The following is a 25631-nucleotide window of genomic DNA, read 5'->3' on the forward strand; positions in this document are numbered from 1 at the left end:
CCCAAAAAAATGTCATTGGCAATAGTATACCAATGACATTTAATATTTTGTACAATTATTTAAGTTTTGATCTTCTCGGACGACGTTTCATTGCTTCATTCGACTCGCGTCTGAGAGATTTCGATACTGAGAATATCATCAATATCAATACGACTGTGAATGGCAGTCCGGCAAGCAGTGATGCGGCCTGCAAACTGCTCAGTCCACCTGCAAGAATCAATGTGATTGTTAAGAACCCAAGCAGAATTCCCCAAAGAATCTTTAAGCGTAAAGCAGGGTTCTCAGTGCTTCCTGAAGTCATTCCTGCTACGATAAACGTTGCAGAGTCTGCAGATGTAACAAGGAATGTGAAGATTAACAGTATAGCCAGTGCTGATGTAATCTGACTCATCGGCAGCGTATCAAACATTGTAAATAATGCGGCAGTCTGGTCATCCAGTACTATCTCACCGATAGAAGTGCCGTTAAACAAGTCTGAGTATATTGCTGTTCCCCCAAGAGCAGCGATCCATAAGAAGGACAGCACCGGTGGAACAATCAGTATACCGAGCACGTATTCTCTTATCGTACGTCCTTTGGATACTCTGGCGACGAATGAACCGATAAACGGACTCCAGGCAATAACCCATGCCCAGTAGAACACTGTCCACTCCTGCACCCAAGTCTCGCCTGAATACGGCTGGGTTCTCAGTGAGTATCCGACATAACTCTTCAAGTAGTCCCCGATACCGAGAACAAAAGTTTCCATGATGAATGTAAATGGTCCCATGAACATAACAAACACTGTTAAAATCAACGCAAGCGCCATGTTCAAGTTACTCAGCCACTTAATACCTCTTTTTAAACCTGTAATTGTTGAGAATAAAAAGAGAGTAACCATCAGAACAGTCAGTACGATTTGAGTGACTGGTCCAGAAGGTATATTAAAAGCAAAGTTCAATCCGCCATCCATCTGAAGGATACCGAGACCGATAGAAGTTGCCATACCCGTCACTGTAGCAATAACAGCAAGGATATCAATGAACTTCCTTGAGGTCTTGTTATAATTCTGGCCGAACAACGGTTCAAGTGATGTAGAAACCATACCGTTTTTCTTTTTACGGTACTGACTGTAGCCGATGGCCAGACCTGCTACACCAAATATGGACCACTGTGAGATACCCCAGTGGAAGAAAGAATAGCCCATCGCTGCCCGCGCAGCTTCATATGATTCAACTTCACCGCCTGGGAAAGGAGCGATCATAAAATGCTCCATAGGTTCTGCAACCCCGTAGAATACGAGGCCGACACCTAGACCGCTGGAGAACAGCATGCCTACCCATGAACGGAATGAGAATTCAGGCTTTGAATCATCAGGACCGAGTTTTACACGGCCGTATGGTGAGATTGCCATGAATAATAGGAACATGCCGAATCCGAACACACTGATTAGAAATAACCAGTTGAAGTTACGTGCGATAGTGTCGTAAATACTACTCGAGGCGTTTTCCACTGCTTCAGGGAAAAACATTGCCATTAATGCTGCAATTGCAATGACGCCGCCGGCTCCCCAGAAAACGGTGCCGAGCTTTGCATCGTCTTCGCCGGGAAGTTTGCGCTTAGTATTTTTAGGATCTTCCTGTTCTGTTTCTTTACTCAATAAAAAAACCTCCATAAAAATAATTTTCAGCTTTTTTACAGTTTTAATGCGCAGAGATGTCTGTTCTGGTGGCGTCCATAAAGAATGCCGCTGGTACCTCGTACCAGCGGCATTTCGCTGATAGTAAGATAATTGGCTGTGTGTTTGTCAATTAAATTACTTTAATAGATTTTGCTTAAGTAAAACTTACATCTTTTAGTATAATATAGGAAAATCATACACTAAATATGATCTTTCTACAATTACACTTAGGATTATTTTGAAAGTGAAGATAGAGTATAATTGAAATTCAATTTGTATATTCTGTATCATAACAAAATAAATACATATGTCAAAAAGGGGACGAAATTTATGAATAATATTGATATACGGCCATTTGAAGAGAATGACAGAGCCGCACTGAAGGATTTTAAACTCAGTGAACAGCAGCTTGAATTTACCAGTCTGCCGCTTGATGTGCTGAACGATGCACTGGGTGACGAAGAGCGTCAGCCATGCGTTGTTGTCAACGGTGAAGACGGAATCGTCGGATTCTTCATACTTCACAAACATTACCGTCATGAAGGCTATGACACACGCAGAGAAGTCGTGTTTGTCCGCTCTTTATCCATAAATGAAAGCGTACAGGGAAAGGGTTACGGTACAAAAGTGGCTTTGAACCTTCCTATATTTGTACAGAAACATTTTTCAGATTACGACCATCTGCACCTTGTGGTGGATACTGATAATGCTGCGGCCTGGAACCTTTATGAAAGAGCCGGTTTTATTCATACAGCAACTAAAGAAGACGGACCGATCGGACTTGAGCGGCTGTATCATTTAGATCTTGACCAGAAGTATGTTAGTAATATCAAATTAGTGGTAGAGGAAAGTATAGAGTCACCAAAAATTAAAATAGACATTATTCTTGATAATGAAAAAGTGATTGGTTATGTTGAAGGCACAGCCGAAGAAGAAACACTCTTCATAAAAAATATTTATGTCGATGAGAATGAAAGAAATCGGGGGATTGCTTCAAGTGCCCTAAGGCAACTTGGCACTTTTCTCAGAAGGAATATGAAAGAAATCTCGGAACTTGCTGTAGCGGTGGATGAAGATGAAAGCATCAATCAGTTATTTGAATATGTCGGTTTCGCACGCTTTAAAGAGACGGATGAAGATGATCTATATATAAAGTATATCAAATATTAAATACTTCTTGATTCATCAGTTAAATAACTGTATCATATCTAAAGATACGAGCGGACGAAAGGATGTAAATCAATGAGGATAGATAATTATTCAAAAGAAATGATGGATGAGAATTCATTTATAGACATGTCGTTTATTTACCTGGAAGACAAAGGGAAAGACGCTGATCTATATGAGATCATAGATAAATTCAAAGAAGTGGGCAACTATAATGAAGATGAGATAGAAAACCGTATTCTGCAATTCTATACGGATTTGAACACGGACGGCCGTTTCCTGTCTACAGGTGAAAATATCTGGGGACTGAGAGACTGGTATTCAGTAGATGATATTTCTGATAAGGTTGCGCCGACAATTCACAAAATAGAGCTTGCGACTGAAGAAGAAGAGCCTGAAGTATACGAAGAAGATGATACTGTTGAAGATGCGTTCGACCAGGATAAAGAGCTCGTTGACGGAGACACTGAAGATCTGGAAACACCTTTGAATGATAATAAAGATGAGGAAATAGACGAAGCGATCGACGAGTCAATCGATGAAACGATTGAGTATGACGATACTGATGAATTGGAAGACTCATACGAAGACGATGAGCAAAGTGTGTAACTCAACTTATAGTTGACTTTATTCCCAGAAGTGCTATTATTTTATTTGGGCTCCCTAAAGTAGGGAAGATAAAGAACGGCTCCTTTTCACGTTGCGTGAAAGGGAGCATTTTTATTTTTACAGGAGGAAGAAAGATGACAAAATATATCTTTGTTACCGGAGGAGTTGTATCTTCACTCGGTAAAGGAATTACAGCAGCATCGCTTGGCAGATTATTGAAAGACCGCGGTTATAAAGTGACGATCCAGAAGTTCGATCCATACTTGAACGTGGACCCTGGAACGATGAGTCCATATCAGCACGGCGAGGTATTCGTTACTGAAGACGGTGCTGAAACAGACCTGGATCTCGGCCACTATGAACGTTTCATAGATATCAATCTACATAAATACTCAAACGTAACGGCCGGAAAAGTCTATTCTGAAGTGATCAGAAAAGAACGTCGCGGAGACTATCTTGGTGCGACTGTGCAGGTTATCCCGCACATCACTAATGAAATCAAATCACGTCTGATCAAAGCGGGAGAGGTTTCAAAAGCCGATGTTGTCATCACAGAAATCGGCGGTACGATCGGTGATATCGAATCATTGCCGTTCCTTGAGAGTATCAGACAGATGCGCAGTGATATCGGACGTGAAAATGTCATGTATGTCCACTGTACTTTACTGCCTTACATCAAAGCTGCCGGAGAAATGAAGACAAAACCGACACAGCACAGTGTTAAGGAATTACGCGGTCTCGGCATTCAGCCGGATATGATTGTTGTGCGTTCAGAACATGAAATGGCGGAAGAATTAAGAGATAAGATTGCACTGTTCTGCGATATTGAAAAAGAAAATGTCATCGAAGCCCGTGATGAAGAAACAATCTATAATATTGTCATGAGACTGCAGGAGCAGAAAACGGATGATCTGGTTATAAGAAAGCTCGATTTGAAACCGTCTGAGCCGGCGGAACTGGTTGAATGGAAGCATCTTCTTGAAAACCTCGACAATATCGATAAATCTGTCTCCATAGGCATTGTCGGAAAATATGTCTCGCTGCAGGATGCTTACCTGTCAGTAGCTGAATCATTGAGACATGCCGGATACGAACGTCAGACAGATATCGATATCAAATGGATCAATTCAGAACATGTGAGTTCTGATAATTACGAAGAAAAATTAGGTCAGTTGGATGGCATCGTTGTACCCGGCGGTTTCGGTGAGCGCGGAGTCGAAGGTAAAATCATGGCAATGAAATTTGCAAGAGAAAACAATGTGCCTGTACTTGGAATCTGCCTCGGCATGCAGCTTGCGACAGTCGAGTTTGCGAGAAACGTCATCGGTCTGGAAAGAGCGCACTCAAGAGAGCTTGATCCGAACACACCACATCCGATCATTGATCTGATGCCTGAACAGAAAGATGTTATCGACCTTGGCGGAACACTCAGACTCGGAAGCTTTCCGTGTGAACTGAAGGACGGTACGATCGCGAAAGAACTTTATAATAAAGAGCTTATCAGCGAAAGACACAGACACAGATATGAATTTAATAATGCATATAAAGAACAGCTGGAAGCGCACGGTATGGTATTTTCCGGAACATCTCCGGACGGCCGTCTGGTTGAAATGATAGAATTGAAAGATCACCCTTACTTTATGGGTGTGCAGTTCCACCCTGAATTCCTATCAAGACCGACAAGACCACACCCATTATTCCAGGGTCTGATTGATGCGAGTATAAAATAAAAAAATCCCCAACCGGGGATTTTTTAATATTCATCATTCGTCATCTCGTCAATCAGGACGTACAGATGATAATATAGATAAGTAAATGCATTTATATATGGATTTACGATCTTATCGAAATTCGGTGTGGGTATCAATTCCCTCGGTGAGGACAGGTCGATATAATGGTGAACATTGTCGAGCGTCTCATTTTCATGTCTGTTATAATTTGAAATCAGTACAAATTCGATGGGCTGTGAATTCAATTCGTCTACAAATGATTTTACTTCATCATCGAAAATGTTTGCAACGACCAGCATTCTGTCCGGTGTATCGATATTTTCAAATGCACTGAATGAAGAAGGGCTGCCCAGCTTCAACTCCCCATGGAGAAGAAGGGGTTCCATGCTTTTGAAGTCGTGAAAAGTTTTGATGATGATGTTGCCTTCACCATGAACCGCCTGAGATAATAATCTTGCAGCAATCTCGATTTCTTCTTCCTGAGCGTCTATATGATTGTAAATGTTGATGAGTTGAGTCTGTAATATTTTATCCATGATTATCACCCCTATATTATAATTAAGCATATATCATCATAACAATAAAATGAATGTTTATTTGAATTCTAATAAAACAACGCCGGATTTTAATCATATTTTAATTGAAAGATATTATAGTTTAAATGATGAGTATAAAATCTTTCATCATTTTCTTTGCCGGTACAAACAAAATTCTTATATAATGAATAAAAAGATGTAATGGAGGATTTTTAATTATGAAGTACTTTATTGATACAGCAAATATGGACGAAATTAAAGAAATACATGAGTGGGGCGTGCTTAGCGGTGTGACAACCAACCCATCACTCGTAGCAAAAGAAAAGGATATCTCATTTCATGAACGTCTTGTGGAAATCTGTGAATTGGTACAGGGCCCTGTCAGCGGTGAAGTCATTGCGCTTGATGCAGAAGGCATGATTGAAGAAGGCAGAGAGCTTGCAAAGCTGCATGAACACATCATTGTTAAAATACCTATGACAGGTGAAGGTATGAAAGCTGTCAAAGTATTGTCTGCAGAAGGGATTAAAACAAACGTTACTCTTGTATTCAATACTGTCCAGGCGTTGACTGCAGCAAGAGCAGGCGCAACATACGTATCACCGTTCATCGGCAGACTGGACGATATCGGTCTTGAAGGTATGCAGCTGATCGAAGATATCAGTTATATTTTCGCACTTCATGATATCGATACTGAAATCATAGCGGCATCCATCAGAAACGAAGGACACATCCATGGCGCTGCGCTTAAAGGTGCCCATATAGCAACAGTACCTTATAAAGTATTGAAGAAATTGACAGACCACCCACTGACAGATAAGGGAATCGAGCAATTCTTAAATGACTGGAATAAAGATAAGTAAAACGCTCGATATCAAGTAAGGAGTAAGTATATGACAAAAGAAGTGATTAAAGTACGTGGCGGAAGAACGCTTACTGGAGAAGTCGGCATAAGCGGCGCAAAAAATAGTGCAGTTGCACTGATTCCTGCATCATTGATGGCATCTGAAGGTGAAATGACATTGGAAGGTCTGCCTGAAATCTCTGATGTGGATACTTTAATGAGTTTATTGAACGATTTGAATATTGATACTGAATTAGAGGACACCACACTTAAAATCAACGCGGAAAAGGCACAGAATATGCCTCTATCCAACAACAAGGTTCAGTCATTAAGAGCATCCTACTATATGATGGGTGCAATGCTTGCACGCTTCAAGAAATGTGTGATTGGTCTCCCCGGCGGCTGTCCGCTCGGTCCGAGACCGATAGATCAGCACATCAAGGGCTTCGAAGCACTTGGTGCAAAAGTGACAAATGAGTACGGGGCGATGTATCTTGAAGCGGAAAAGCTGACAGGCGCAAAGATTTTCTTTGATGTTGTGAGTGTCGGTGCGACGATCAACCTCATGGTTGCAGCAAGCCAGGCGGAAGGTAAAACAATTCTGGAGAATGTTGCCAAAGAGCCGGAGATTGTTGACGTAGCATCCCTTCTCAATAAGATGGGCGCCAATATTAAAGGTGCAGGCACTGATACGATTAAAATCTTTGGTGTGGATAAGATGCGCGGTACACGCCACAGTATCATCCCGGACCGGATTGAAGCAGGGACTTATATGATTGCCGGCGCAATCAAGGGCCAGAACTACCGGGTCAACAATATCATACCGACGCATATGGAATCATTGACTTCAAAACTTCAGGAAATCGGTGTTGAAATTGAAGAGGGTGACGATTATGTCGTTTTATCCCACCCTGAAACGTACAAGCCGGTCTCACTGAAAACACAGGTGTATCCCGGGTTCGCAACAGACCTTCAACAGCCGATTACACCGCTCCTGTTTCTGACGGACGGCGTGAGTAAAATTACGGAGACGATTTACCCGGCACGGTTCCGGCATGTTGACGAGCTGAGACGCCTGGGTGCAAACATCGAAAAGAAAAGCGGAACAGCTCTGATTTATCCATCTGAACTACAGGGTGCCGATGTGTATGCCAGTGATTTAAGAGCCGGTGCATGTCTATTATTATCCGGTCTGATTGCAAATGGTGTGACGACAATTCATAATGTCGAACACATTGACCGCGGCTACAGTGATATAGTGAAAAAGCTGGAAGAACTCGGTGCAGACATATGGAGAGAAACCGTAGAATAAGAAATTGAACCCGGATTAATGAAAATAATTAACTCCGGGTTTTATTATGTCTTGCAATTTTTCGATGTGATATACTGATTTTGAAATAATACTTGGAGGTTCTCACATGGAAAGAAGTTTATCTATGGAGCTGGTCAGGGTCACGGAAGCGGCAGCTCTTCAAAGTGCTAAATGGGTTGGTAAAGGCATGAAGGAAGCGGCGGATGACGCAGCGACTGAAGCGATGCGTACTGTATTTGATACTATACCGATGTCAGGAAAAGTGGTTATAGGTGAAGGTGAAATCGATGAAGCACCCATGCTTTACATAGGCGAAGAACTGGGCACGCGTGAAGGACCGGAAATCGATATTGCAGTAGATCCTCTGGAAGGCACTTCGATTGTAGCAAACGGGGCATGGAATGCTCTGACGGTACTTGCTGTTGCCGATAAAGGCGATTTACTGCATGCGCCTGATATGTATATGAATAAGATCGCGGTCGGTCCGGAATGCCGCGGGGTCGTGGACCTGGATTTTTCAGTGACTGACAATCTGGAAGCAGTGGCAAAGGCCAAAGGCAAAAGCATATCGGAAGTTACAGTTACGATTATAAAAAGAGACAGAAACCAGAAAATCATAGATGAAATCAGGGCGGCCGGCGCACGCATCAAATTTTTCCATGATGGCGACGTTGCAGGTGCCATCAATACTTGTTTTGACTGGACAGGTGTCGACATCATGCTCGGAATCGGCGGTGCACCTGAAGGCGTGATTTCTGCAGTGGGCATCAAATGTCTGGGCGGTGATTTCCAGGGCAGGCTTGTTCCTATGAGAGACGGGGATGCAGAGCGCTGTGAGTCCATGGGTGTGGATCCTGAGCGGAAATTCATGATGGATGACCTGGTCAAAGGTGACGATGCGATATTTGCTGCAACAGCAGTGACTGACGGAGAAATGATGAAAGGCATCCAGTTCAAAGGAAGCTATGCAGAAACATCCTCAGTGGTCATGAGAGCCAAGTCCGGTACGGTACGTTTCATCAACGGACGCCATAGTCTGCAGAAGAAACCGAATATGGTAATGGAAGATTAGATTTTACAGAAGTGTATCTGAAAAAATGATATGCTTCTTTTCTTTTATACTTAAATAATGTAGAATATCAGTTGTTCATCACACAACATCTTCAAAATTCCTCTTTAGACTTTTTAATTATACATCAAATTATATCCAAAAATATGAAAGTGAAGTGAATACATGGCTGATCGAAACAAAGAAGGCTTGAAGTATGAAACCTTCGATTCGCTATATAAAGGTAACTCCACCAAGGTGCTAACCGAACGCGCAAAAGAACTTAAGCTGACAAACTACAGCAAGTTAAATAAAAAAGAACTCGTACTTGCCATAATGGAAGCCGAAATGGAGAAAGACGGCAACTATTATATGGAGGGCGTACTCGATGACATCCAGCAGGATGGCTATGGTTTCCTCCGTACTGTGAACTTTTCCAAGGGAGAGAAAGATATTTATATCTCAGCCTCCCAAATCAGAAGATTCGAACTGAAAAAAGGGGATAAAGTCACAGGTAAAGTCAGAAAACCTAAAGAGAATGAAAAATATTACGGACTGCTGCAAGTGGATTTTATCAATGATCAAAATGCTGAAGATGTGAAGAAACGTCCTCATTTCCAGGCGCTTACACCGCTCTATCCGGAAGAGCGCATACACCTTGAAAGTAAGGGGAGCGGCTTATCCACACGCATTATGGACCTGGTCACACCGATCGGTTTCGGACAGCGCGGAATGATTGTTGCACCGCCGAAAGCCGGTAAGACATCACTGCTGAAAGAAATTGCAAATGCAATCGCGGCAAATCATCCAGATGCCAAACTGTTCATATTGCTGATTGGTGAAAGGCCGGAAGAAGTCACGGACCTTGAACGTTCTGTAGAAAACGCTGATGTTGTGCATTCAACTTTTGACGAGCCGCCTCAGCATCACGTGAAAGTAGCAGAACTTCTGCTTGAAAGATCCAAACGTATGGTTGAGATGGGGGAAGATGTCATTATTTTAATGGATTCCATCACCCGTCTCGCAAGAGCATATAACCTGGTCATGCCCCCAAGCGGACGAACTTTATCCGGCGGGTTGGACCCGGCGAGTTTACACCGCCCGAAACATTTCTTCGGAGCTGCCCGTAATATAGAGGCAGGTGGCAGCCTGACCATTCTTTCTACGGCGCTTGTTGAAACAGGAAGCCGGATGGATGACGTCATATATGAAGAGTTTAAAGGGACAGGTAACATGGAACTTCACCTTGACCGGGGACTCAGTGAGAAACGTATTTACCCGGCAATTGATATCCGTCGTTCAAGTACAAGAAAAGAAGAACTGCTGTTAGACAAGAAAGAACTGGACGTACTGTGGCAGCTTAGAAAACTATTTACAGATGCACCGGACTTTACAGAAAGATTCCTGAGAATATTAAAGCAGACGGAGTCGAACGAAGAATTCTTTGATGTCCTCCGGGACCGTATGGTATCATCACAAAAGTCAGGCAAACCTGTAATATAAAATACTTTGAAAATGGTTGATTTTTGAAGTGCTACAATGTATAATACACAAGTATTGTGTGGCAAAACCACAAAATAACTCTGTTCCAGATGGTTCAGGGCAAGGGAGCTGAAATATCATGAGAGAAAACATTCATCCGGAATATCATAAAGTAATATTTTTAGATTCTACTACAGATTATAAATTTTTAAGTGGATCTACACGTACTTCCGATGAAACAATGGAATGGGAAGATGGTAACGAATATCCGGTTATTCGCTTAGACATATCATCTGATTCACATCCATTTTATACTGGTCGCCAAAAATTCGCATCTGCGGATGGCCGTGTTGAGAGATTCAACAAAAAATTTGGTTTCAAATCAGCAAATGAATAGTTTGAAAAACAGTCAAACTGCATTGGGACATGTGTTTCAATGCAGTTTTTTTGTGTCAAAAATATGATATACTTGTAGGGATTACAGAAGACGGAAAAGGTGAAAATATGTTTGATCAATTGGAGATAATTGAAAATCGGTATGAGCAGTTGAATGAGCTTTTAAGTGATCCCGATGTTGTCAGTGACCCTGACAAATTAAGAGAATACTCAAAAGAGCAAAGTGATCTGCAAAAGACAGTGGAAGTCTTTCGCGAATATAAAAATCATAAAGAAACGATAGAAGAATCAAAAGAGATGCTGAGTGAGACAGACGACAAAGAAATGCTCGATATGCTGAAAGAAGAGATTTCGGACTCGGAAAAGCAAATACCGGAACTGGAAGAACAATTGAAATTATTACTACTTCCTAAAGATCCAAATGATGACAAGAACGTTATCATTGAAATACGGGGTGCTGCTGGCGGAGATGAGGCGCAGATATTTGCAGGCGACCTGTTCAGAATGTATTCCCGCTACGCAGAAAATAACGGCTGGAAGACTGAAGTGGTGGAAGCGAACGCAAGCGACCACGGCGGTTATAAGGAGATCAGCTTCATGATACAGGGGAGCGGTGCCTATTCCAGACTGAAGTACGAAAATGGCGCGCATCGTGTACAGAGAGTGCCTGAAACTGAGTCCAGCGGCCGTATTCATACATCAACGGCGACAGTCGCAGTGCTGCCTGAAATTGAAGATGTTGAAATGGATATCAGAAATGAAGATCTTAAAATAGATACTTACCGGTCCAGCGGCGCAGGCGGGCAGCACGTAAACACGACAGATTCAGCAGTCCGTATCACGCACCTGCCGACCGGTGTGGTTGTCACCTCCCAGGATGAAAAGTCCCAGATTAAAAACAGGGAACGTGCGAGAAAAGTTCTGAATGCAAGAATCTATGACCTGATGCAGCAGGAAGCGGAAGATGAATACGCAGAGCAGAGAAAGTCCGCGGTAGGGACAGGCGACCGTTCTGAACGTATAAGAACATACAACTATCCCCAGAGCCGTGTAACAGATCACAGAATCGGCCTGACCATCCAAAAGTTGGATCAGATTATAGAAGGTAAGCTTGATGAAATCATTGATGCATTGATCATCGAAGAGCAGACATCCAAACTTGCAGAGTTGAACAATGCCACAATATAGTTATCGTGAGGCGATAAGAAAAGCTGAGCATTCCCTTGAATTACATGGTAAGGAAAAGCGGATTGCCCAGCTATTAGCAGAAGATTTGTTCCTGATGACCGGGGCGCAGATCATGCTGAAGTCTGACGAACCGATGTCTCAACAGGAATTTGAACTTTATTTTGAAGCAGTAAAAAGAGTGTGTACCGGAGAACCCTATCAATACGTTGTGGGGTTTTCATGGTTTTATGGAGAGAAATTCAAAGTGACGACAGATACTCTGATCCCGAGAAATGAGACTGAAGAACTGGTAATGTTTGTCCTGGGTGAAGAGGCTGATAATGGCCAGAGAGCAGTGGATATTGGGACGGGGACCGGTGCAATACCGGTGACGCTGCAAAAATACTGGAATAATAATAAAGTGTACGCAACTGATATATCACAAGGTGCTCTCGAAGTGGCAAAAGAAAATCGTGACCATCATGATGTGGACATCACTTTTTATGAAGGCGATCTATACGCGCCTCTCATTCAAAATGATATAAAGGCAGATATCATCATCTCAAACCCGCCTTATATATCCAAAGATGATGTTTCAATCATGACACCTTCCGTCATTGAACATGAACCGCACCAGGCACTGTTTGCGGAAGATGATGGTCTGGAAATTTACAAAAGGCTGATTGATGGCCTTGATAGAGTGTTGAATTCCGGAGGCCGCGTTTATTGTGAAATTGCTTTTAATCAAAAAGAGCCATTGTTAAAATATTTATTAAAGAGATGGCCGGAGACAAAACAGTTCGGGGTAATGAAAGATATTAACAAACAGGACAGAATACTTTATTTCACCTGGGAAGGATGAGGAAGTTTGGATACAAAAGTTTGGCAGATTTCATCAGATGAACTGAACAGCCCCGGGACGTTGGAGAAGCTGGAAGAAATAAAAACAGCACTCACATACGGAGAAGTCATCGGGCTGCCCACCGAGACAGTTTACGGACTTGCAGGGGACGCAACAAATCCCGAAGCCATTCAGAAAATATTCAATGCCAAAGGCAGACCGCAGGATAATCCGCTGATCGTTCATATCCACAGCATCGAACAGTTGGAAAAGTTCGCCGAAATACCAGATGAGCGGGTTTTGAAGTTAATGGAAAAGTTTTGGCCGGGGCCGATATCTTTTATATTACCTTTGAAAGATGATTATATTGCAGCAAAAACAGTGGCGGATTTAAGGTCGGTCGCTGTCAGGATGCCGAGTCATCCTGTAGGGCTTAAAATATTGGAGCATACGGACATGCCCCTGGCTGCCCCCAGTGCCAATATAAGCGGGAAACCATCCCCGACTGATTACAGCCATGTGATTGATGATTTGAAAGATAAGGTGTACGGCGTCGTTGCAAGTGATCCGGCAGACTATGGCATCGAGAGTACAGTGCTGGATTGTACGACATTCCCGTACCGTATCGCAAGGCCGGGTGAGATCACTAAAGAAGATTTGGGAAATGTTATCGACGGACAGGTGACTGTTCATTCTGACGATATGGAAAAGCCGATTTCTCCCGGTATGAAGTACAAGCACTATGCACCGAGGCAGCCGCTTATATTAATAGAAGGCAGCGTTTTATCACAGACGCTGATTTCGAAAAAAGGGGAGAATCTCGGGGTGATTGCACCGGAATCGTTCCGGTCGGATATGCCTGAAGATGTGGAGTTTGTCAGTTTATGCCAAAAGGACGATGACTATAGAGAAGCGGCTAAAAATTTATATGGTGCTCTCAGAAAAATGGACAAATCCGATGTCGATGTAATCTATATATACAGGTTCAGGGAAAATCCGCGGTCTGAAGCGCTGTTGAACAGAATTTATAAAGCGACGGGGAATGTATTGATAAAAGGAGCGCATGATAGTGAGTAAACCGATTGTATTTGTGTGCACGGGAAATACCTGCAGAAGCCCTCTGGCTGAAAGTTACGCGAAATCAAAATATAAAGCGCATAAATTTGCTTCAAGAGGAATCATGGTGACGGACGGCAGAACCAACCCCTCATCACAGAAAATCATTGATGAAGAATCCCTTGTCCAGCCGGAGATGCCGCAGCAAATATCCAGGGAGGATGCAGTGGACTCCATATTATTGACAATGACAAAAGGACACTTCCACATATTGAAGGATCTGTACCCTGATTCTGAAGTATATTTATTGAGTGAATACGCCGGCGAAAGTGATGAGGATATCAGTGACCCTATAGGGGGAAGCGATGAAGATTATCGAAAAGTATACGTACAAATGAAGGGTTTTATCGATAAATTATTTAAATAATGTGATAAAAGTAATATGATTACTTTCAAGTATCAGAATTTTATATATAATATAGTTGAGGTGAAAATATGAAAGTTATAGTTGGTTCAGATCACGGCGGCTTTAATCTGAAAAGTACCATCGTCAGGGAGCTTAAAGAAAAAGGTGTAAAGGTCACTGATTTCGGCCCGGAATCTGCAGAGTCGGTGGACTATCCTGATTTCGCAAAACCACTTGCAGAGAAAGTCGCTGCAGGTGAATACGATAAAGGTATACTGATTTGCGGAACCGGCATAGGCATGAGTATTTCAGCAAATAAAGTCCAAGGTATCCGGTGTGCTTTAGTACATGACACATTCTCAGCAAGAGCGACAAGAGAGCACAATGATTCAAACATCCTGGCAATGGGTGAAAGAGTAATTGGAAAAGGTCTCGCGTCGGATATTGTAGATATTTGGTTAAATACTGAATTTGAGGGTGGTAGACATGAAAAAAGAGTTCGAAAAATTGAAGAATGAACTGGAAACACTGATAGAAGAACTGGAAGAGGAAAGCTTTTTCTTTGAAAACCAGCGTCTTATTATCGGCTGCTCCACATCTGAAGTGATCGGTGAACACATTGGTAAAAGCAGTTCACTGGAAGTGGCGGAAGTGATCTTCAACAGTTTTAGAACAGTAAGAGAGAAGTATGATATCCATTTAATGTTTCAAGGGTGTGAACACATCAACAGAGCAGTGACAATGGACAGAAAAACTTCTGTCCAGTTCGGCTTCGAAGAAGTGAGTGTCGTACCTCACAGAAGTGCAGGCGGAAGTTTGAGTGAATATGCGTACCAGGAAATAGCCGACCCGGTTGTAGCTGAATTCGTCATTGCGGATTCCGGTATAGATATCGGCCAGACCATGATAGGTATGCATTTAAAGCATGTTGCTGTACCTCTGAGGACAAATACCAGACTGATCGGTGAGGCTGTTGTCACAATAGCTAAGACCAGACCAAAACTGATTGGCGGTCCCAGAGCAAAATATAATAACTAAATAAATGAATTGGAGAGAATGCAAATGTCAAATATCAAATCACAAGATCCAAAACTGTTTGAAGCAATCGAGTCGGAGTTTAACCGTCAGGATAAAAACATTGAATTAATTGCATCTGAGAACTTTGTATCAGAAGCAGTACTTGAAGCTCAAGGTTCAATCTTAACGAACAAATATGCAGAAGGATATCCCCATAAACGCTATTATGGCGGATGTGAATTCGTGGATGTCGTCGAGGATCTGGCGATCGACAGAGCGAAAGAGATTTTTGGCGCAGAGTACGTAAACGTACAGCCGCATTCCGGTTCACAGGCAAACATGGGAGTTTATTTCTCAATTCTTGAACCTGGTGATAAAGTGCTTGGTATGAACTTGAGCCATGGCGGACACCTGACTCACGGAAGCCCTGTCAACTTCAGCGGTACGATGTATGAATTCAGCGAGTACGGTGTGGATGAGAAAGATGAAACAATCGACTACGATGCAGTGCTGGAAACTGCTAAAAAAGAGCAGCCGAAGCTGATCATCGCAGGTGCAAGTGCTTACTCAAGACAGATCGACTTTGCTAAATTCCGTGAAATCGCTGATGAAGTCGGTGCATATTTCATGGTCGATATGGCACACATCGCGGGACTTGTTGCAGCAGGACTGCACCCGAACCCGGTACCGCATGCTGACTTTGTCACTTCAACAACGCATAAGACGTTGAGAGGCCCACGCGGCGGTATCATTTTAGCTAAGGAAAAATATGCTAAATCATTGAACAAAATCATCTTCCCGGGTATCCAGGGCGGACCGTTGATGCACGTTATCGCAGCAAAGGCTGTTGCGTTTGGCGAAGCGCTTGAGGACGGGTTCAAAGAATATCAGCAGCAGGTGATCAAAAACGCTCAGGCACTGGCTAAGGGGCTGACGGACAATGGTCTGAGAGTCGTTTCAGGCGGTACTGACAACCATATCGTTCTTGTCGATGTGAAGAGCTTCGGTCTGACAGGTAAGCAGGCGGAAGAAGTACTTGATGAAATTGGTATCACATGTAATAAAAACACGATTCCATTTGATAAAGAATCGCCATTTGTAACAAGCGGACTTCGTCTTGGAACACCGGCCATGACAACAAGAGGCTTTAAAGAAAAAGATATGGAAGAAGTTGCGAAGTTGATGGCAGAAACATTGAAACGTACGAAAAATGAAGAGAGTCTGGATGGAATAATCGAGAAAGTTCATGCAATGACTGCAGATTATCCTCTATACGGTAAATAAAATTTAAGTATTAAATATGAACAGGAGGGCATTTATGTCAAAGGTTCAAGTGATGGAACATCCTCTTATTCAGCACAAGATGGGTTTTATAAGAGATAAAAACACTCCCACAAAAACATTCAGAGAACTGGTTGATGAAGTCGGCATGCTTATGGCTTATGAAGTGACCAGAGATTTATCATTGGAAGACGTTGAGGTAGACACACCGATACAGACAACAACAGCCAAAAGGCTGAGCGGTAAAAAGATTTGCCTTGTTCCGATTTTAAGAGCAGGACTCGGTATGCAGGAGAGTATCCATAAGCTGATACCTTCTGCCCGTGTCGGCCATATCGGTCTTTACCGTGATCCGGATACATTGCAGGCAATTGAATATTATGCGAAATTCCCGGGGGATATCGAAGAGAGGGATATTTTCGTTATAGATCCGATGCTTGCAACGGGAGCATCTGCAGTGGAGGCTATTACTGCAATCAAAAAAAGAGGCGGAAGCAAAATTCGTTTCATCTGTTTAATTGCAGCGCCTGAAGGTGTGGAAGTCCTGCAGGAAGCTCACCCTGATGTAGACATTTATATTGCAGCACTTGACGACAGGCTGGATGAACACAGTTACATCGTGCCGGGTCTTGGAGATGCCGGAGACCGTTTATTCGGAACAAAATAATTCAAACTAATAGGGAGAAAAATCATGAAAAAGATTATGACTATATTTGGAACCCGCCCGGAAGCAATCAAGATGGCGCCGCTGGTGCTTGCTTTAAAAAACGATCCGGAGCTTGAACCGATTGTTGTAGTTACCGCACAACACAGAGAAATGCTTGACCAGGTACTGAAAATATTTGATATCGAGCCTGATTTTGATTTAAATATCATGAAGCAGGGGCAGACGCTGTCGGAAGTTACAGGCAGAGTGATTGAAGGTCTTGATTCTGTAATTAAAGAAGCAAAACCGGATATGATTTTAGTGCATGGGGACACTACAACTACATTTGCCGGCAGTCTTGCTGCATTTTATAATCAGATAGATATCGGTCACGTAGAGGCGGGCCTCAGAACACATAACAAATACTCCCCGTTCCCTGAAGAGATGAACAGGCAGATGACAGGCGTACTTGCCGATCTTCATTTTTCACCTACTGAAAATTCGAAACAGAACCTTCTTGTGGAAAATAAAAATGAGGAGTCTATATCTGTTACAGGCAATACAGCGATAGACGCATTGAAAACGACTGTTAATGAAGACTATCACAGTGAAATTATCGAGAAACATAAAGATAATAAAGTAGTCCTTCTGACGGCCCACAGACGCGAAAACATCGGTACACCGATGCATAATATCTTCAGTGCGGTAAGAGATATCGTGGATGAATTCGAAGACGTAACAGTCGTTTATCCAATTCATAAAAACCCTAAAGTAAGAAGCATTGCTGAAGAATATCTGGGTGGACATGATCGTATAGAAATCATTGAACCTTTAGATGTCGTAGACTTTCATAACTTTGCGGCGAACAGTCACATCATCTTGACAGACTCTGGCGGTGTTCAGGAAGAAGCACCTTCTCTGGCAAAGCCCGTTGTAGTTTTAAGAGATACTACAGAACGTCCGGAAGGTGTCGAAGCGGGTACACTGAAACTTGCCGGAATCGAGAAACAGGATATTTATGATCTGACTAAAGAATTGCTTACAAATGACGATATGTATAAGAGAATGTCGCAGGCAGCCAACCCGTATGGAGACGGCGAGGCGTCCCAGCGTATATGTGAAAATATAAAATATTTCTATGGCGTCATCAATAATAAACCTGAGAGTTTCCGGGTGTAATTAATTGTGTCGATAATATGTCGCAGAGGGATGTTGTGCAAATAAATCTATACATGTTATTGACACAAAAATTGCACTCATATATCATTACAAGAGGAATGTGAAAGTTACTCTAGGAAGCTTTTCCAACCACTAGGAGACTGTATTAATAGTGTCATTTTTCAGACGATTTTATAATCATTTCTTAAGATATTTATCTATCCCGCTTGTAGTAAGTTTACTCTTTGTCCTTTTTACTCAATCATCAATAGCAGCCGGCTTATTTTTAGGCACTTTTGCGTCCATATTGATGATTTTCAACTGGTATTATCATCTTGATAAATCGTATGACGTAGAAAATGGCAAAGTTAAACTCGGGACAATGACAAGGTTCATCATTGTTATAGTGACATTGCTGGTGTGGCTGAGGTTCCCGGAAACATTTAACATTTTTGCTATAACTGTAGGATTACTCCTTGGTTATATATTGATTGTTTTTCATGCTGTCAGAGAATTAACGAAGTGAAAGAGGTGAAATAATGGAACACGGAACTCCAACGATTACGATTGATATTTTCGGTTTGCCAATAATGTTTGATCTGTCGACATCATTGATGATTGTCATTACATGTCTGGTTGTTTTCTTCATGTTGTTTTTCATGACGCGAAAATTGGCCGTAAGACCGACAGGTAAACCGCAGGTTCTTGTGGAAGCACTGGTAAACTTCGTTAAAGGTATGATTTCAAGTAACATGGCCTGGAAGCAGGGTGGTAAATTCCACTTCATGGCAATTACTCTGATTGCATTTATCTTTGTGGCCAATATAATCGGTATACCATTTACAATCATACTTCCTGATGCCGACCATACTCTATGGTGGAAATCACCAACGGCAGACCCGACGGTAACGTTGACACTTGCCGGTCTGATGATTGTACTGACGCACTATTACGGCGTCCAGGCCAGAGGCTTGGGGAACTACGTTAAATCATATTTTCAACCAATGTGGTTTATGGCACCGATCAAATTCATTGAAGAATTTACATATAATTTAACGTTAGGTCTTCGTCTTTACGGTAACATCTACGCAGGTGAAATCCTGTTATTGCTATTGGTATCCCTGATAACTACAGGTGGAGTGCTTGGCATGGTCGGTGGATTTATCCCGCTGATGGTATGGCAGGGCTTCAAATTGTTCATCAGTGCGATTCAGGCGTTCATATTCGTTATGTTAGCAATGGTTTATCTCTCTCATAAGCTGAGCGATGATCATTAATATAAAAAATTAAAATTACATTTATATCTATTTAGGAGGAAATATTTTATGAATTTACTTGCAGCTGGTATTGCAGCAGGATTAGCAGCACTTGGAGCGAGCTTTGGTATTGGTATGGTAGTTTCGAAAACAGTTGAGTCAGTGGCGCGTCAGCCGGAAGCGAAAGGACCTTTACAGACAATCATGTTCATCGGTATCGGTGTTGTTGAGGCAGTTCCAATCATGGCAATCGTTATCGCATTCCTACTTATGTTTACGTTCTAAGAATCGTTACTAAGGCGAAGTCTTATATCAAGATTTCGCCCTCTTATTATGTTGTTTGATGAGTGAACGAAACTTTCTTGAAAGGAGTGTACATAAGTGGAATTTCTTATATTGGGAAATACCGGAGATGTTGGTGTAGCAATCGGAAGCAGTGTCGTACTGCTCGTGAGTTTCCTTATTCTGCTTGGAGCTTTATCATATTTTGTCTGGAAACCATTGAAAAAAGTGATGGATGACAGAGAGAATCTTATACATTCGGAAATAGATGATGCAGAACAGCGCAGAATTGAAGCACAGCGTCTTCAGGAAGAAAATGAAGCATTGGTAAAACAGACACAGGCAGATATTGCAGCAATTATGGAAGATGCCAAGAACCAGGCGACAAAAGAACAAGAAGCTATTGTTCATGATGCGAATACACGTGCGAATCAGCTTATGGCAAATGCGAAGGCTGATGTTGAGCGTGAAAAAGAAAAAGCGATCCTGGAAATTAACGATCAAGTCGCTGAATTGTCAATTCTGATTGCTGAGAAGATGATTTCAAAAGAAATGGATCACAAAGATCAGCAAAAATTGGTACAGCAGTATTTACAGGAAGCAGGGGATAAATAATGGCTAAAGTATCTAATAATTATGCCAGCGCCCTCTTCAAAGCAGTCAAGAACGACGAGATATTGACCGAAGTTAAAAAGGATTTCGACAAAGTTATTAAAAGCGTACATAACGTGCCGAAGTTTAATGATTTCATCACAAATCCAAAAATTGCCAGAGCTGAAAGAAAAAAAGTTCTGGAAAGTGTTTTCAGTGAAATTGAAGAGCCTTTGTACAACATGCTGCTGATTCTCTTCGACAAGGGAAAGATGACTGAGCTTAAAAACATTCATGATGATTTTATCAATCTTTACAATGAACGTTTCAGTCAGGAGCATGTGGTGGTCGAATCTGTCTATAAATTATCCAGTGATGAGCTGGATGATGTCGGAAAATTTTTCATAAAGAAAACAGGATTGAAAAAACTAATGATTGAAAATGAAGTGAACGAAAACCTGATTGGTGGCATCAGAGTATTTATCGATACGAAAGTATATGATGCTTCCTTAAGAGGGCAGTTGAACACTTTAAAAAATCAATTCAAAGAACACGCGAATAGTTAATTGAGGAGTGACATTCATGGCAATCAAAGCTGACGAAATTAGTGCTCTTTTAAAAAGCCAGATTGAAAATTATGAACAAGACATGACAGTATCTGATGTCGGAACTGTTATCCAGGTGGGTGACGGTATCGCGCTTGCTCATGGTTTGAATGATGCAATGGCTGGAGAGTTGCTGGAATTCCCTAGTGGTGTACTGGGACTGGCACAAAGCTTAGAAGAAAGTAATATCGGTATTGTTATTTTAGGACCGTATGATGATATTAAAGAAGGCGATGAAGTTAAGCGTACAGGCAGAATCATGGAAGTGCCTGTTGGTGAAGAACTTATCGGCCGCGTTGTAAACTCTTTAGGCCAGCCGGTTGACGGCAAAGGCCCAATCGGTGCAACGAAAACAAGACCAATTGAAAGTCCTGCAACTGGTGTAATGGATCGTAAAAGTGTTGATGAACCATTACAGACTGGTATTAAAGCAATTGACGCTTTAGTTCCAATCGGGCGCGGTCAGCGTGAGCTGATTATCGGTGACCGTCAGACAGGTAAGACAACTGTTGCAATCGACACGATTCTCAACCAGAAAGATCAGGATATGATCTGCGTTTATGTAGCAATCGGTCAGAAAGAATCAACAGTTGCAGCTACAGTTGAAACATTACGTCAAAATGGTGCATTGGATTACACAATCGTGGTATCTGCGAGTGCAGCCCAACCTGCTCCATTATTATATATTGCTCCATATGCAGGAGTATCCATGGCAGAAGAATTCATGTTCAACGGCAAACACGTGCTTGTTGTCTATGACGATTTGACGAAGCAGGCAGCTGCTTACCGTGAGCTGTCATTACTACTTCGCCGTCCGCCGGGCCGTGAAGCTTATCCAGGTGACGTATTCTACGTACACAGCCGCTTACTTGAGCGTGCTGCAAAACTGAATGATGACCTTGGCGGTGGTTCAATCACTGCATTGCCATTCATTGAAACACAGGCAGGTGATATCAGTGCATACGTGCCGACAAACGTTATCTCCATTACTGACGGGCAGATATTCCTGCAATCCGACCTGTTCTTCTCAGGTGTAAGACCTGCAATCAACGCCGGACTGTCAGTTTCACGTGTTGGGGGTTCCGCACAGATTAAAGCGATGAAAAAAGTGGCAGGTACACTGCGTCTTGACCTCGCTTCATTCCGTGAACTTGAATCATTCGCCCAGTTTGGTTCGGACCTGGATGAGGCGACTGCAGCGAAACTTGAACGTGGTAAGAGAACTGTCGAAGTACTTAAGCAGGGTGAGAATAATCCGCTGAAAGTCGAGTATCAGGTTGCGATCCTTTATGCACTTGTAAACGGACACCTGGACGATATCGCAGTTGAAGATATCACACGTTTTGAAGATGAGTTTTTAAGCTGGATGGATTCAAACCAGAAAGAACTTCTGAACACAATCCGTGATACAAAGCAATTACCAGATGATGAAGCATACGTTAGTGCGATGGAAAGCTTCAAGAAAATTTTTAATCCTTCAAAGTAAGTTAAGACGATGATGGATAAGGTGGTGAATGTATGGCTTCACTTAGAGAAATAAAAGGACGTATCGGTTCGACGAAGAAGATGAGTCAGATTACCAGTGCAATGCATATGGTTTCAAACTCAAAACTTCGTCGTGCAGAGGAGAATGCGAACAGATTTCAGATATATCGCGATAAGCTGCAGGAAGCTGTGCAGGCGATAGCGTCTGGAGATTCCTCAGCAGAACATCCTATGCTTGAAGAACGCCCGGTTAAACGTACAGGTTATGTTGTGATTACTGCCGACAGTGGTCTGGCAGGTCCTTATAACTCAAACGTTTTAAAACAACTGACTGGCGCAATAAAAGAACGTCATAATAATGATGCTGATTATTACGATATTTTAGCTATCGGTAAAATGGGTTATGAATTCCTGACCTCCAGAGGTTACAGCGTTTCAAAATACCGTACCGGCTTAGCCGATCAGCCTGACTTTAGTAGTGTCAAAGAAATTACACATGAAGCTGTATCAAGCTTTATAGATGAAGACATAGATGAACTGTACATTATATATAATGAGTTCATTAATGTGCTTGAACAGAAAGTAAGAACTGATAAGTTGCTGCCATTGTCAAAATCAGACATGGATTCGGCTTCAACATCTGAATCAGCTTTAACGAGCTATGAGTTTGAACCGGATAAAGAATCATTGCTTACCACTATTCTGCCGCAGTATGCAGAAAGTTTAATCTATGGTGCTTTACTGGAAGCCAAGGCAAGTGAACATGCAGCACGTATGACTGCCATGAAGGCTGCAACAGATAATGCCAAAGAACTTATTGATGATTTATCATTAGAGTATAACCGTGCGAGACAAGCTGCAATTACGCAGGAAATCACAGAGATTGTTGGCGGCGCAGCTGCACTTGAATAAGATTGCTAGGAGGAAAACGAATGGCTTTAGGTCAAATAGTACAAGTCATGGGTCCTGTAGTTGACGTTCGTTTTAATGAAGGTGAACTGCCTGAATTAAATAACGCATTGACTGTAGACATTCATAAAGGTGGCGAAACAACTTCCCTTACTTTGGAAGTTGCACTTCACCAGGGTGATAATGTTGTAAGAACAATTGCTATGGCTGCAACAGAGGCGCTACAGCGTGGTGCAGAAGTTGTCGATACAGGCAGCCCAATTTCAGTGCCTGTCGGTGAAGTAACTCTTGGCCGGGTATTTAACGTATTAGGTGAACATATTGATTTAGGCGAGCCTGTTGCTGATACTGAACGCAGAGATCCAATTCACAGACAAGCACCTACATTTGATGAATTGACTACAAATGTAGAAATTTTAGAAACAGGTATTAAAGTAGTAGACTTACTTGCTCCTTACACTAAAGGTGGTAAAATCGGTCTGTTCGGTGGTGCCGGTGTTGGTAAAACAGTTCTGATTCAGGAACTGATCAACAACGTAGCACAAGAACACGGCGGTATTTCGGTATTTGCCGGCGTAGGTGAGCGTACTCGTGAAGGTAACGACCTTTATTACGAGATGAGTGATTCAGGAGTTATCGAAAAAACAGCGATGGTATTCGGTCAGATGAATGAGCCGCCTGGTGCACGTATGCGTGTAGCATTATCCGGTCTGACAATGGCAGAATATTTCAGAGATGAACAAGGACAAGATGTACTATTATTCATTGATAATATTTTCCGTTTCACTCAGGCAGGTCAGGAAGTATCAGCGTTGCTTGGCCGTATGCCTTCAGCGGTTGGTTACCAGCCGACACTTGCAACAGAGATGGGTCAGCTACAGGAAAGAATAACAACGACAAGTACTGGTTCAGTTACATCAATTCAGGCGGTTTTCGTACCTGCCGATGACTATACTGACCCGGCGCCGGCTCAAACTTTCGCACACTTGGATGCAACGACAAACCTGGAACGTAGTTTGTCTGAGATGGGTATCTACCCTGCGGTGGACCCACTCGCTTCTACATCACGTGCATTGACACCAGCAGTTGTCGGTGACGAGCACTACGAGATAGCAAGAGAGGTTCAGGCAACAATTCAGAAGTATCGTGAATTACAGGATATCATTGCAATTCTTGGTATGGATGAGCTGTCAGACGAAGATAAGATTACAGTGTCACGCGCACGTCGTATCCAGTTCTTCTTAAGTCAGAACTTCCACGTAGCAGAACAGTTTACAGGTCAAAAAGGTTCTTATGTACCTGTTGCTGAAACTGTTAAAGGATTTAAAGAAATCCTTACAGGTAACTACGACCATATACCTGAAGATGCTTTCCGTTTAGTCGGCGGTATCGAAGATGTACTTAAAAAAGCTCGTGATATGGGTGTAGAAGTATAAAATCGGGAGGTAAAATCACATGACAATTTCACTCGACATAGTGACTCCTAATGGTTCAGTCTTTCTAGAAGAAGACTGCGAGATTATCATTCTTCAGTCAAAACAAGGTGAACTTGGTATTATGGCTGGACATATCCCGACTGTAGCTGCACTTAAAATAGGTAGTCTACGAGTAAAGATAAATGGTCAGTATGAATACTTTGCTGTAACTGAAGGGTTTGCAGAAATAAATCCTTCAAAAGTCACTGTACTTGTTCAAGCAGGTGAATTTGCTGAAGATATAGATACAGAACGTGCAGAAGCAGCACGTGGCCGTGCAGAAGAATTACTGCAACAGTCACAGGATGAAAAAATAGATAGATACCGTGCAGAGTTGTCATTACAACGTGCACTCAACCGTATAGATGTTGCACAACACAGATAAAGCTTGGGGCTTCCCCAAGCTTTTTTTAAAGGATGATTTATATTTTATTTTCACAACTGGCTTTCATGCATATAATATTACATCTTTTCAGTGTCGTATTTTGTTTTTGGTTAATTCAAGGATTAAATATAGAAAGGTTTTTCCGAAAAGGAGAATCCGGGAGAATAATGTTATTGATGATAGTGCTATCAGTATTATTAGGCAGTGCATTGAGTAATTTTGTTATGGATTTCTTTTCCCTTGTTCAGGAGGCTTCATTAATATTTAATTAAAACTGATTAAAATAC

General features: G+C 42.2%; 29 protein-coding genes. 27 read left to right on the forward strand and 2 right to left on the reverse strand.

Annotated features, from left to right (window positions below; all coding sequences use genetic code 11):
* Window positions 1-55: 55 nt before the first annotated feature.
* Window positions 56-1639, reverse strand: a complete 1584-nt coding sequence (locus tag BO48_RS05295) for a BCCT family transporter (RefSeq protein ID WP_496366375.1) — start codon at window positions 1637-1639, stop codon at window positions 56-58.
* A gap of 351 nt (window positions 1640-1990) precedes the next feature.
* On the opposite strand from BO48_RS05295, the gene BO48_RS05300 reads away from it, so the two are divergent.
* The 3 genes from BO48_RS05300 (at window position 1991) to pyrG (ending at window position 5166) form a co-directional block, all read left to right on the forward strand.
* Entirely contained in the window at window positions 1991-2830 is an 840-nt protein-coding gene (locus BO48_RS05300) for a GNAT family N-acetyltransferase (RefSeq protein ID WP_496366376.1), read from the forward strand.
* A gap of 72 nt (window positions 2831-2902) precedes the next feature.
* The gene (gene rpoE, locus BO48_RS05305) at window positions 2903-3436 is read left to right on the forward strand and encodes a DNA-directed RNA polymerase subunit delta (RefSeq protein WP_496366377.1); all 534 of its coding nucleotides are present in this window, start codon (window positions 2903-2905) and stop codon (window positions 3434-3436) included.
* A gap of 134 nt (window positions 3437-3570) precedes the next feature.
* Window positions 3571-5166 carry a CTP synthase gene (gene pyrG, locus BO48_RS05310; protein WP_496366378.1) on the forward strand — a complete coding sequence of 532 codons (1596 nt, stop codon included), beginning with the start codon at window positions 3571-3573 and terminating at the stop codon, window positions 5164-5166.
* Between the two features lie 23 nt (window positions 5167-5189).
* On the opposite strand, the gene BO48_RS05315 is transcribed toward pyrG, so the two are convergent.
* On the reverse strand, window positions 5190-5702 hold the full coding sequence (locus tag BO48_RS05315) for a DUF2529 family protein (protein WP_496366379.1): 513 nt from the start codon (window positions 5700-5702) through the stop codon (window positions 5190-5192).
* A 218-nt stretch (window positions 5703-5920) separates the two neighbouring features.
* Here BO48_RS05315 and fsa point away from each other — a divergent pair, with 218 nt between their 5' ends.
* From fsa to BO48_RS05435, 24 genes are all read left to right on the forward strand, one after another.
* The gene (gene fsa / locus BO48_RS05320; RefSeq protein ID WP_052254787.1) at window positions 5921-6565 is read left to right on the forward strand and encodes a fructose-6-phosphate aldolase; all 645 of its coding nucleotides are present in this window, start codon (window positions 5921-5923) and stop codon (window positions 6563-6565) included.
* Between the two features lie 30 nt (window positions 6566-6595).
* Window positions 6596-7858, forward strand: a complete 1263-nt coding sequence (gene murA, locus BO48_RS05325; protein ID WP_496366380.1) for a UDP-N-acetylglucosamine 1-carboxyvinyltransferase — start codon at window positions 6596-6598, stop codon at window positions 7856-7858.
* A 106-nt stretch (window positions 7859-7964) separates the two neighbouring features.
* Complete coding sequence (glpX, locus tag BO48_RS05330; protein WP_496366381.1) at window positions 7965-8930, forward strand: class II fructose-bisphosphatase; 966 nt, start codon at window positions 7965-7967, stop codon at window positions 8928-8930.
* Window positions 8931-9092: 162 nt separating this feature from the next.
* Window positions 9093-10409: a transcription termination factor Rho gene (gene rho / locus BO48_RS05335; protein WP_496366382.1), complete on the forward strand. Its 1317-nt coding sequence runs from the start codon at window positions 9093-9095 to the stop codon at window positions 10407-10409.
* Between the two features lie 118 nt (window positions 10410-10527).
* The gene (locus tag BO48_RS05340; protein WP_052254783.1) at window positions 10528-10785 is read left to right on the forward strand and encodes a type B 50S ribosomal protein L31; all 258 of its coding nucleotides are present in this window, start codon (window positions 10528-10530) and stop codon (window positions 10783-10785) included.
* Window positions 10786-10892: 107 nt separating this feature from the next.
* Window positions 10893-11972, forward strand: a complete 1080-nt coding sequence (gene prfA, locus BO48_RS05345) for a peptide chain release factor 1 (protein WP_496366429.1) — start codon at window positions 10893-10895, stop codon at window positions 11970-11972.
* Entirely contained in the window at window positions 11959-12813 is an 855-nt protein-coding gene (gene prmC / locus BO48_RS05350) for a peptide chain release factor N(5)-glutamine methyltransferase (protein ID WP_496366383.1), read from the forward strand. Before prfA ends, prmC begins: the two co-directional genes overlap by 14 nt.
* Before the next feature lie 6 nt (window positions 12814-12819).
* Window positions 12820-13869, forward strand: a complete 1050-nt coding sequence (locus BO48_RS05355; RefSeq protein WP_496366384.1) for an L-threonylcarbamoyladenylate synthase — start codon at window positions 12820-12822, stop codon at window positions 13867-13869.
* On the forward strand, window positions 13862-14275 hold the full coding sequence (locus tag BO48_RS05360; RefSeq protein ID WP_496366385.1) for an arsenate reductase/protein-tyrosine-phosphatase family protein: 414 nt from the start codon (window positions 13862-13864) through the stop codon (window positions 14273-14275). The genes BO48_RS05355 and BO48_RS05360 overlap by 8 nt, the downstream gene beginning before the upstream one ends.
* 68 nt (window positions 14276-14343) lie before the next feature.
* Window positions 14344-14772, forward strand: a complete 429-nt coding sequence (gene rpiB, locus BO48_RS05365; protein WP_496366386.1) for a ribose 5-phosphate isomerase B — start codon at window positions 14344-14346, stop codon at window positions 14770-14772.
* Window positions 14741-15292 carry a TIGR01440 family protein gene (locus BO48_RS05370; RefSeq protein ID WP_496366387.1) on the forward strand — a complete coding sequence of 184 codons (552 nt, stop codon included), beginning with the start codon at window positions 14741-14743 and terminating at the stop codon, window positions 15290-15292. The genes rpiB and BO48_RS05370 overlap by 32 nt, the downstream gene beginning before the upstream one ends.
* 24 nt (window positions 15293-15316) lie before the next feature.
* Complete coding sequence (gene glyA, locus BO48_RS05375; protein ID WP_496366388.1) at window positions 15317-16555, forward strand: serine hydroxymethyltransferase; 1239 nt, start codon at window positions 15317-15319, stop codon at window positions 16553-16555.
* 34 nt (window positions 16556-16589) lie between these two features.
* Window positions 16590-17219, forward strand: a complete 630-nt coding sequence (gene upp / locus BO48_RS05380) for a uracil phosphoribosyltransferase (RefSeq protein WP_496366389.1) — start codon at window positions 16590-16592, stop codon at window positions 17217-17219.
* A 24-nt stretch (window positions 17220-17243) separates the two neighbouring features.
* Window positions 17244-18377, forward strand: a complete 1134-nt coding sequence (gene wecB / locus BO48_RS05385; protein WP_496366390.1) for a non-hydrolyzing UDP-N-acetylglucosamine 2-epimerase — start codon at window positions 17244-17246, stop codon at window positions 18375-18377.
* 151 nt (window positions 18378-18528) lie between these two features.
* Complete coding sequence (locus BO48_RS05390; RefSeq protein WP_496366391.1) at window positions 18529-18882, forward strand: ATP synthase subunit I; 354 nt, start codon at window positions 18529-18531, stop codon at window positions 18880-18882.
* A 13-nt stretch (window positions 18883-18895) separates the two neighbouring features.
* A complete protein-coding gene (gene atpB, locus BO48_RS05395; protein WP_496366392.1) occupies window positions 18896-19633 on the forward strand; it encodes a F0F1 ATP synthase subunit A in 738 nt (245 codons plus the stop codon).
* Between the two features lie 48 nt (window positions 19634-19681).
* Window positions 19682-19897: a F0F1 ATP synthase subunit C gene (atpE, locus tag BO48_RS05400; RefSeq protein WP_052254771.1), complete on the forward strand. Its 216-nt coding sequence runs from the start codon at window positions 19682-19684 to the stop codon at window positions 19895-19897.
* Window positions 19898-19993: 96 nt separating this feature from the next.
* Window positions 19994-20509, forward strand: a complete 516-nt coding sequence (locus BO48_RS05405) for a F0F1 ATP synthase subunit B (RefSeq protein WP_496366393.1) — start codon at window positions 19994-19996, stop codon at window positions 20507-20509.
* Window positions 20509-21051 carry an ATP synthase F1 subunit delta gene (gene atpH / locus BO48_RS05410; protein ID WP_496366394.1) on the forward strand — a complete coding sequence of 181 codons (543 nt, stop codon included), beginning with the start codon at window positions 20509-20511 and terminating at the stop codon, window positions 21049-21051. The genes BO48_RS05405 and atpH overlap by 1 nt, the downstream gene beginning before the upstream one ends.
* A 16-nt stretch (window positions 21052-21067) precedes the next feature.
* Window positions 21068-22576: a F0F1 ATP synthase subunit alpha gene (gene atpA / locus BO48_RS05415; protein WP_496366395.1), complete on the forward strand. Its 1509-nt coding sequence runs from the start codon at window positions 21068-21070 to the stop codon at window positions 22574-22576.
* Between the two features lie 32 nt (window positions 22577-22608).
* Window positions 22609-23487: an ATP synthase F1 subunit gamma gene (gene atpG, locus BO48_RS05420; protein ID WP_496366396.1), complete on the forward strand. Its 879-nt coding sequence runs from the start codon at window positions 22609-22611 to the stop codon at window positions 23485-23487.
* Between the two features lie 20 nt (window positions 23488-23507).
* The gene (gene atpD, locus BO48_RS05425) at window positions 23508-24920 is read left to right on the forward strand and encodes a F0F1 ATP synthase subunit beta (protein WP_496366397.1); all 1413 of its coding nucleotides are present in this window, start codon (window positions 23508-23510) and stop codon (window positions 24918-24920) included.
* A 19-nt stretch (window positions 24921-24939) separates the two neighbouring features.
* Complete coding sequence (locus BO48_RS05430) at window positions 24940-25344, forward strand: F0F1 ATP synthase subunit epsilon (RefSeq protein ID WP_496366398.1); 405 nt, start codon at window positions 24940-24942, stop codon at window positions 25342-25344.
* A gap of 65 nt (window positions 25345-25409) precedes the next feature.
* Window positions 25410-25616 (forward strand): DUF1146 family protein, encoded by a 207-nt coding sequence (locus BO48_RS05435; RefSeq protein WP_496366430.1) that lies wholly within the window; start codon window positions 25410-25412, stop codon window positions 25614-25616.
* The last annotated feature ends 15 nt before the right edge of the window (window positions 25617-25631 follow it).

The sequence above is a fragment of the Lacicoccus kunmingensis DSM 17847 genome (genome assembly GCF_059568765.1).

Bases quoted from the DNA above. Each gene is read 5' to 3' on its own strand.
- BO48_RS05300 (WP_496366376.1), top strand. From the start codon at position 1,991: ATGAATAATATTGATATACGGCCATTTGAAGAGAATGACAGAGCCGCA.
- rpoE (WP_496366377.1), top strand. From the start codon at position 2,903: ATGAGGATAGATAATTATTCAAAAGAAATGATGGATGAGAATTCATTT.
- pyrG (WP_496366378.1), top strand. From the start codon at position 3,571: ATGACAAAATATATCTTTGTTACCGGAGGAGTTGTATCTTCACTCGGT.
- BO48_RS05315 (WP_496366379.1), bottom strand. From the start codon at position 5,702: ATGGATAAAATATTACAGACTCAACTCATCAACATTTACAATCATATA.
- fsa (WP_052254787.1), top strand. From the start codon at position 5,921: ATGAAGTACTTTATTGATACAGCAAATATGGACGAAATTAAAGAAATA.
- murA (WP_496366380.1), top strand. From the start codon at position 6,596: ATGACAAAAGAAGTGATTAAAGTACGTGGCGGAAGAACGCTTACTGGA.
- glpX (WP_496366381.1), top strand. From the start codon at position 7,965: ATGGAAAGAAGTTTATCTATGGAGCTGGTCAGGGTCACGGAAGCGGCA.
- rho (WP_496366382.1), top strand. From the start codon at position 9,093: ATGGCTGATCGAAACAAAGAAGGCTTGAAGTATGAAACCTTCGATTCG.
- BO48_RS05340 (WP_052254783.1), top strand. From the start codon at position 10,528: ATGAGAGAAAACATTCATCCGGAATATCATAAAGTAATATTTTTAGAT.
- prfA (WP_496366429.1), top strand. From the start codon at position 10,893: ATGTTTGATCAATTGGAGATAATTGAAAATCGGTATGAGCAGTTGAAT.
- prmC (WP_496366383.1), top strand. From the start codon at position 11,959: ATGCCACAATATAGTTATCGTGAGGCGATAAGAAAAGCTGAGCATTCC.
- rpiB (WP_496366386.1), top strand. From the start codon at position 14,344: ATGAAAGTTATAGTTGGTTCAGATCACGGCGGCTTTAATCTGAAAAGT.
- BO48_RS05370 (WP_496366387.1), top strand. From the start codon at position 14,741: ATGAAAAAAGAGTTCGAAAAATTGAAGAATGAACTGGAAACACTGATA.
- glyA (WP_496366388.1), top strand. From the start codon at position 15,317: ATGTCAAATATCAAATCACAAGATCCAAAACTGTTTGAAGCAATCGAG.
- upp (WP_496366389.1), top strand. From the start codon at position 16,590: ATGTCAAAGGTTCAAGTGATGGAACATCCTCTTATTCAGCACAAGATG.
- wecB (WP_496366390.1), top strand. From the start codon at position 17,244: ATGAAAAAGATTATGACTATATTTGGAACCCGCCCGGAAGCAATCAAG.
- atpB (WP_496366392.1), top strand. From the start codon at position 18,896: ATGGAACACGGAACTCCAACGATTACGATTGATATTTTCGGTTTGCCA.
- atpE (WP_052254771.1), top strand. From the start codon at position 19,682: ATGAATTTACTTGCAGCTGGTATTGCAGCAGGATTAGCAGCACTTGGA.
- atpH (WP_496366394.1), top strand. From the start codon at position 20,509: ATGGCTAAAGTATCTAATAATTATGCCAGCGCCCTCTTCAAAGCAGTC.
- atpA (WP_496366395.1), top strand. From the start codon at position 21,068: ATGGCAATCAAAGCTGACGAAATTAGTGCTCTTTTAAAAAGCCAGATT.
- atpG (WP_496366396.1), top strand. From the start codon at position 22,609: ATGGCTTCACTTAGAGAAATAAAAGGACGTATCGGTTCGACGAAGAAG.
- atpD (WP_496366397.1), top strand. From the start codon at position 23,508: ATGGCTTTAGGTCAAATAGTACAAGTCATGGGTCCTGTAGTTGACGTT.
- BO48_RS05430 (WP_496366398.1), top strand. From the start codon at position 24,940: ATGACAATTTCACTCGACATAGTGACTCCTAATGGTTCAGTCTTTCTA.
- BO48_RS05435 (WP_496366430.1), top strand. From the start codon at position 25,410: ATGCATATAATATTACATCTTTTCAGTGTCGTATTTTGTTTTTGGTTA.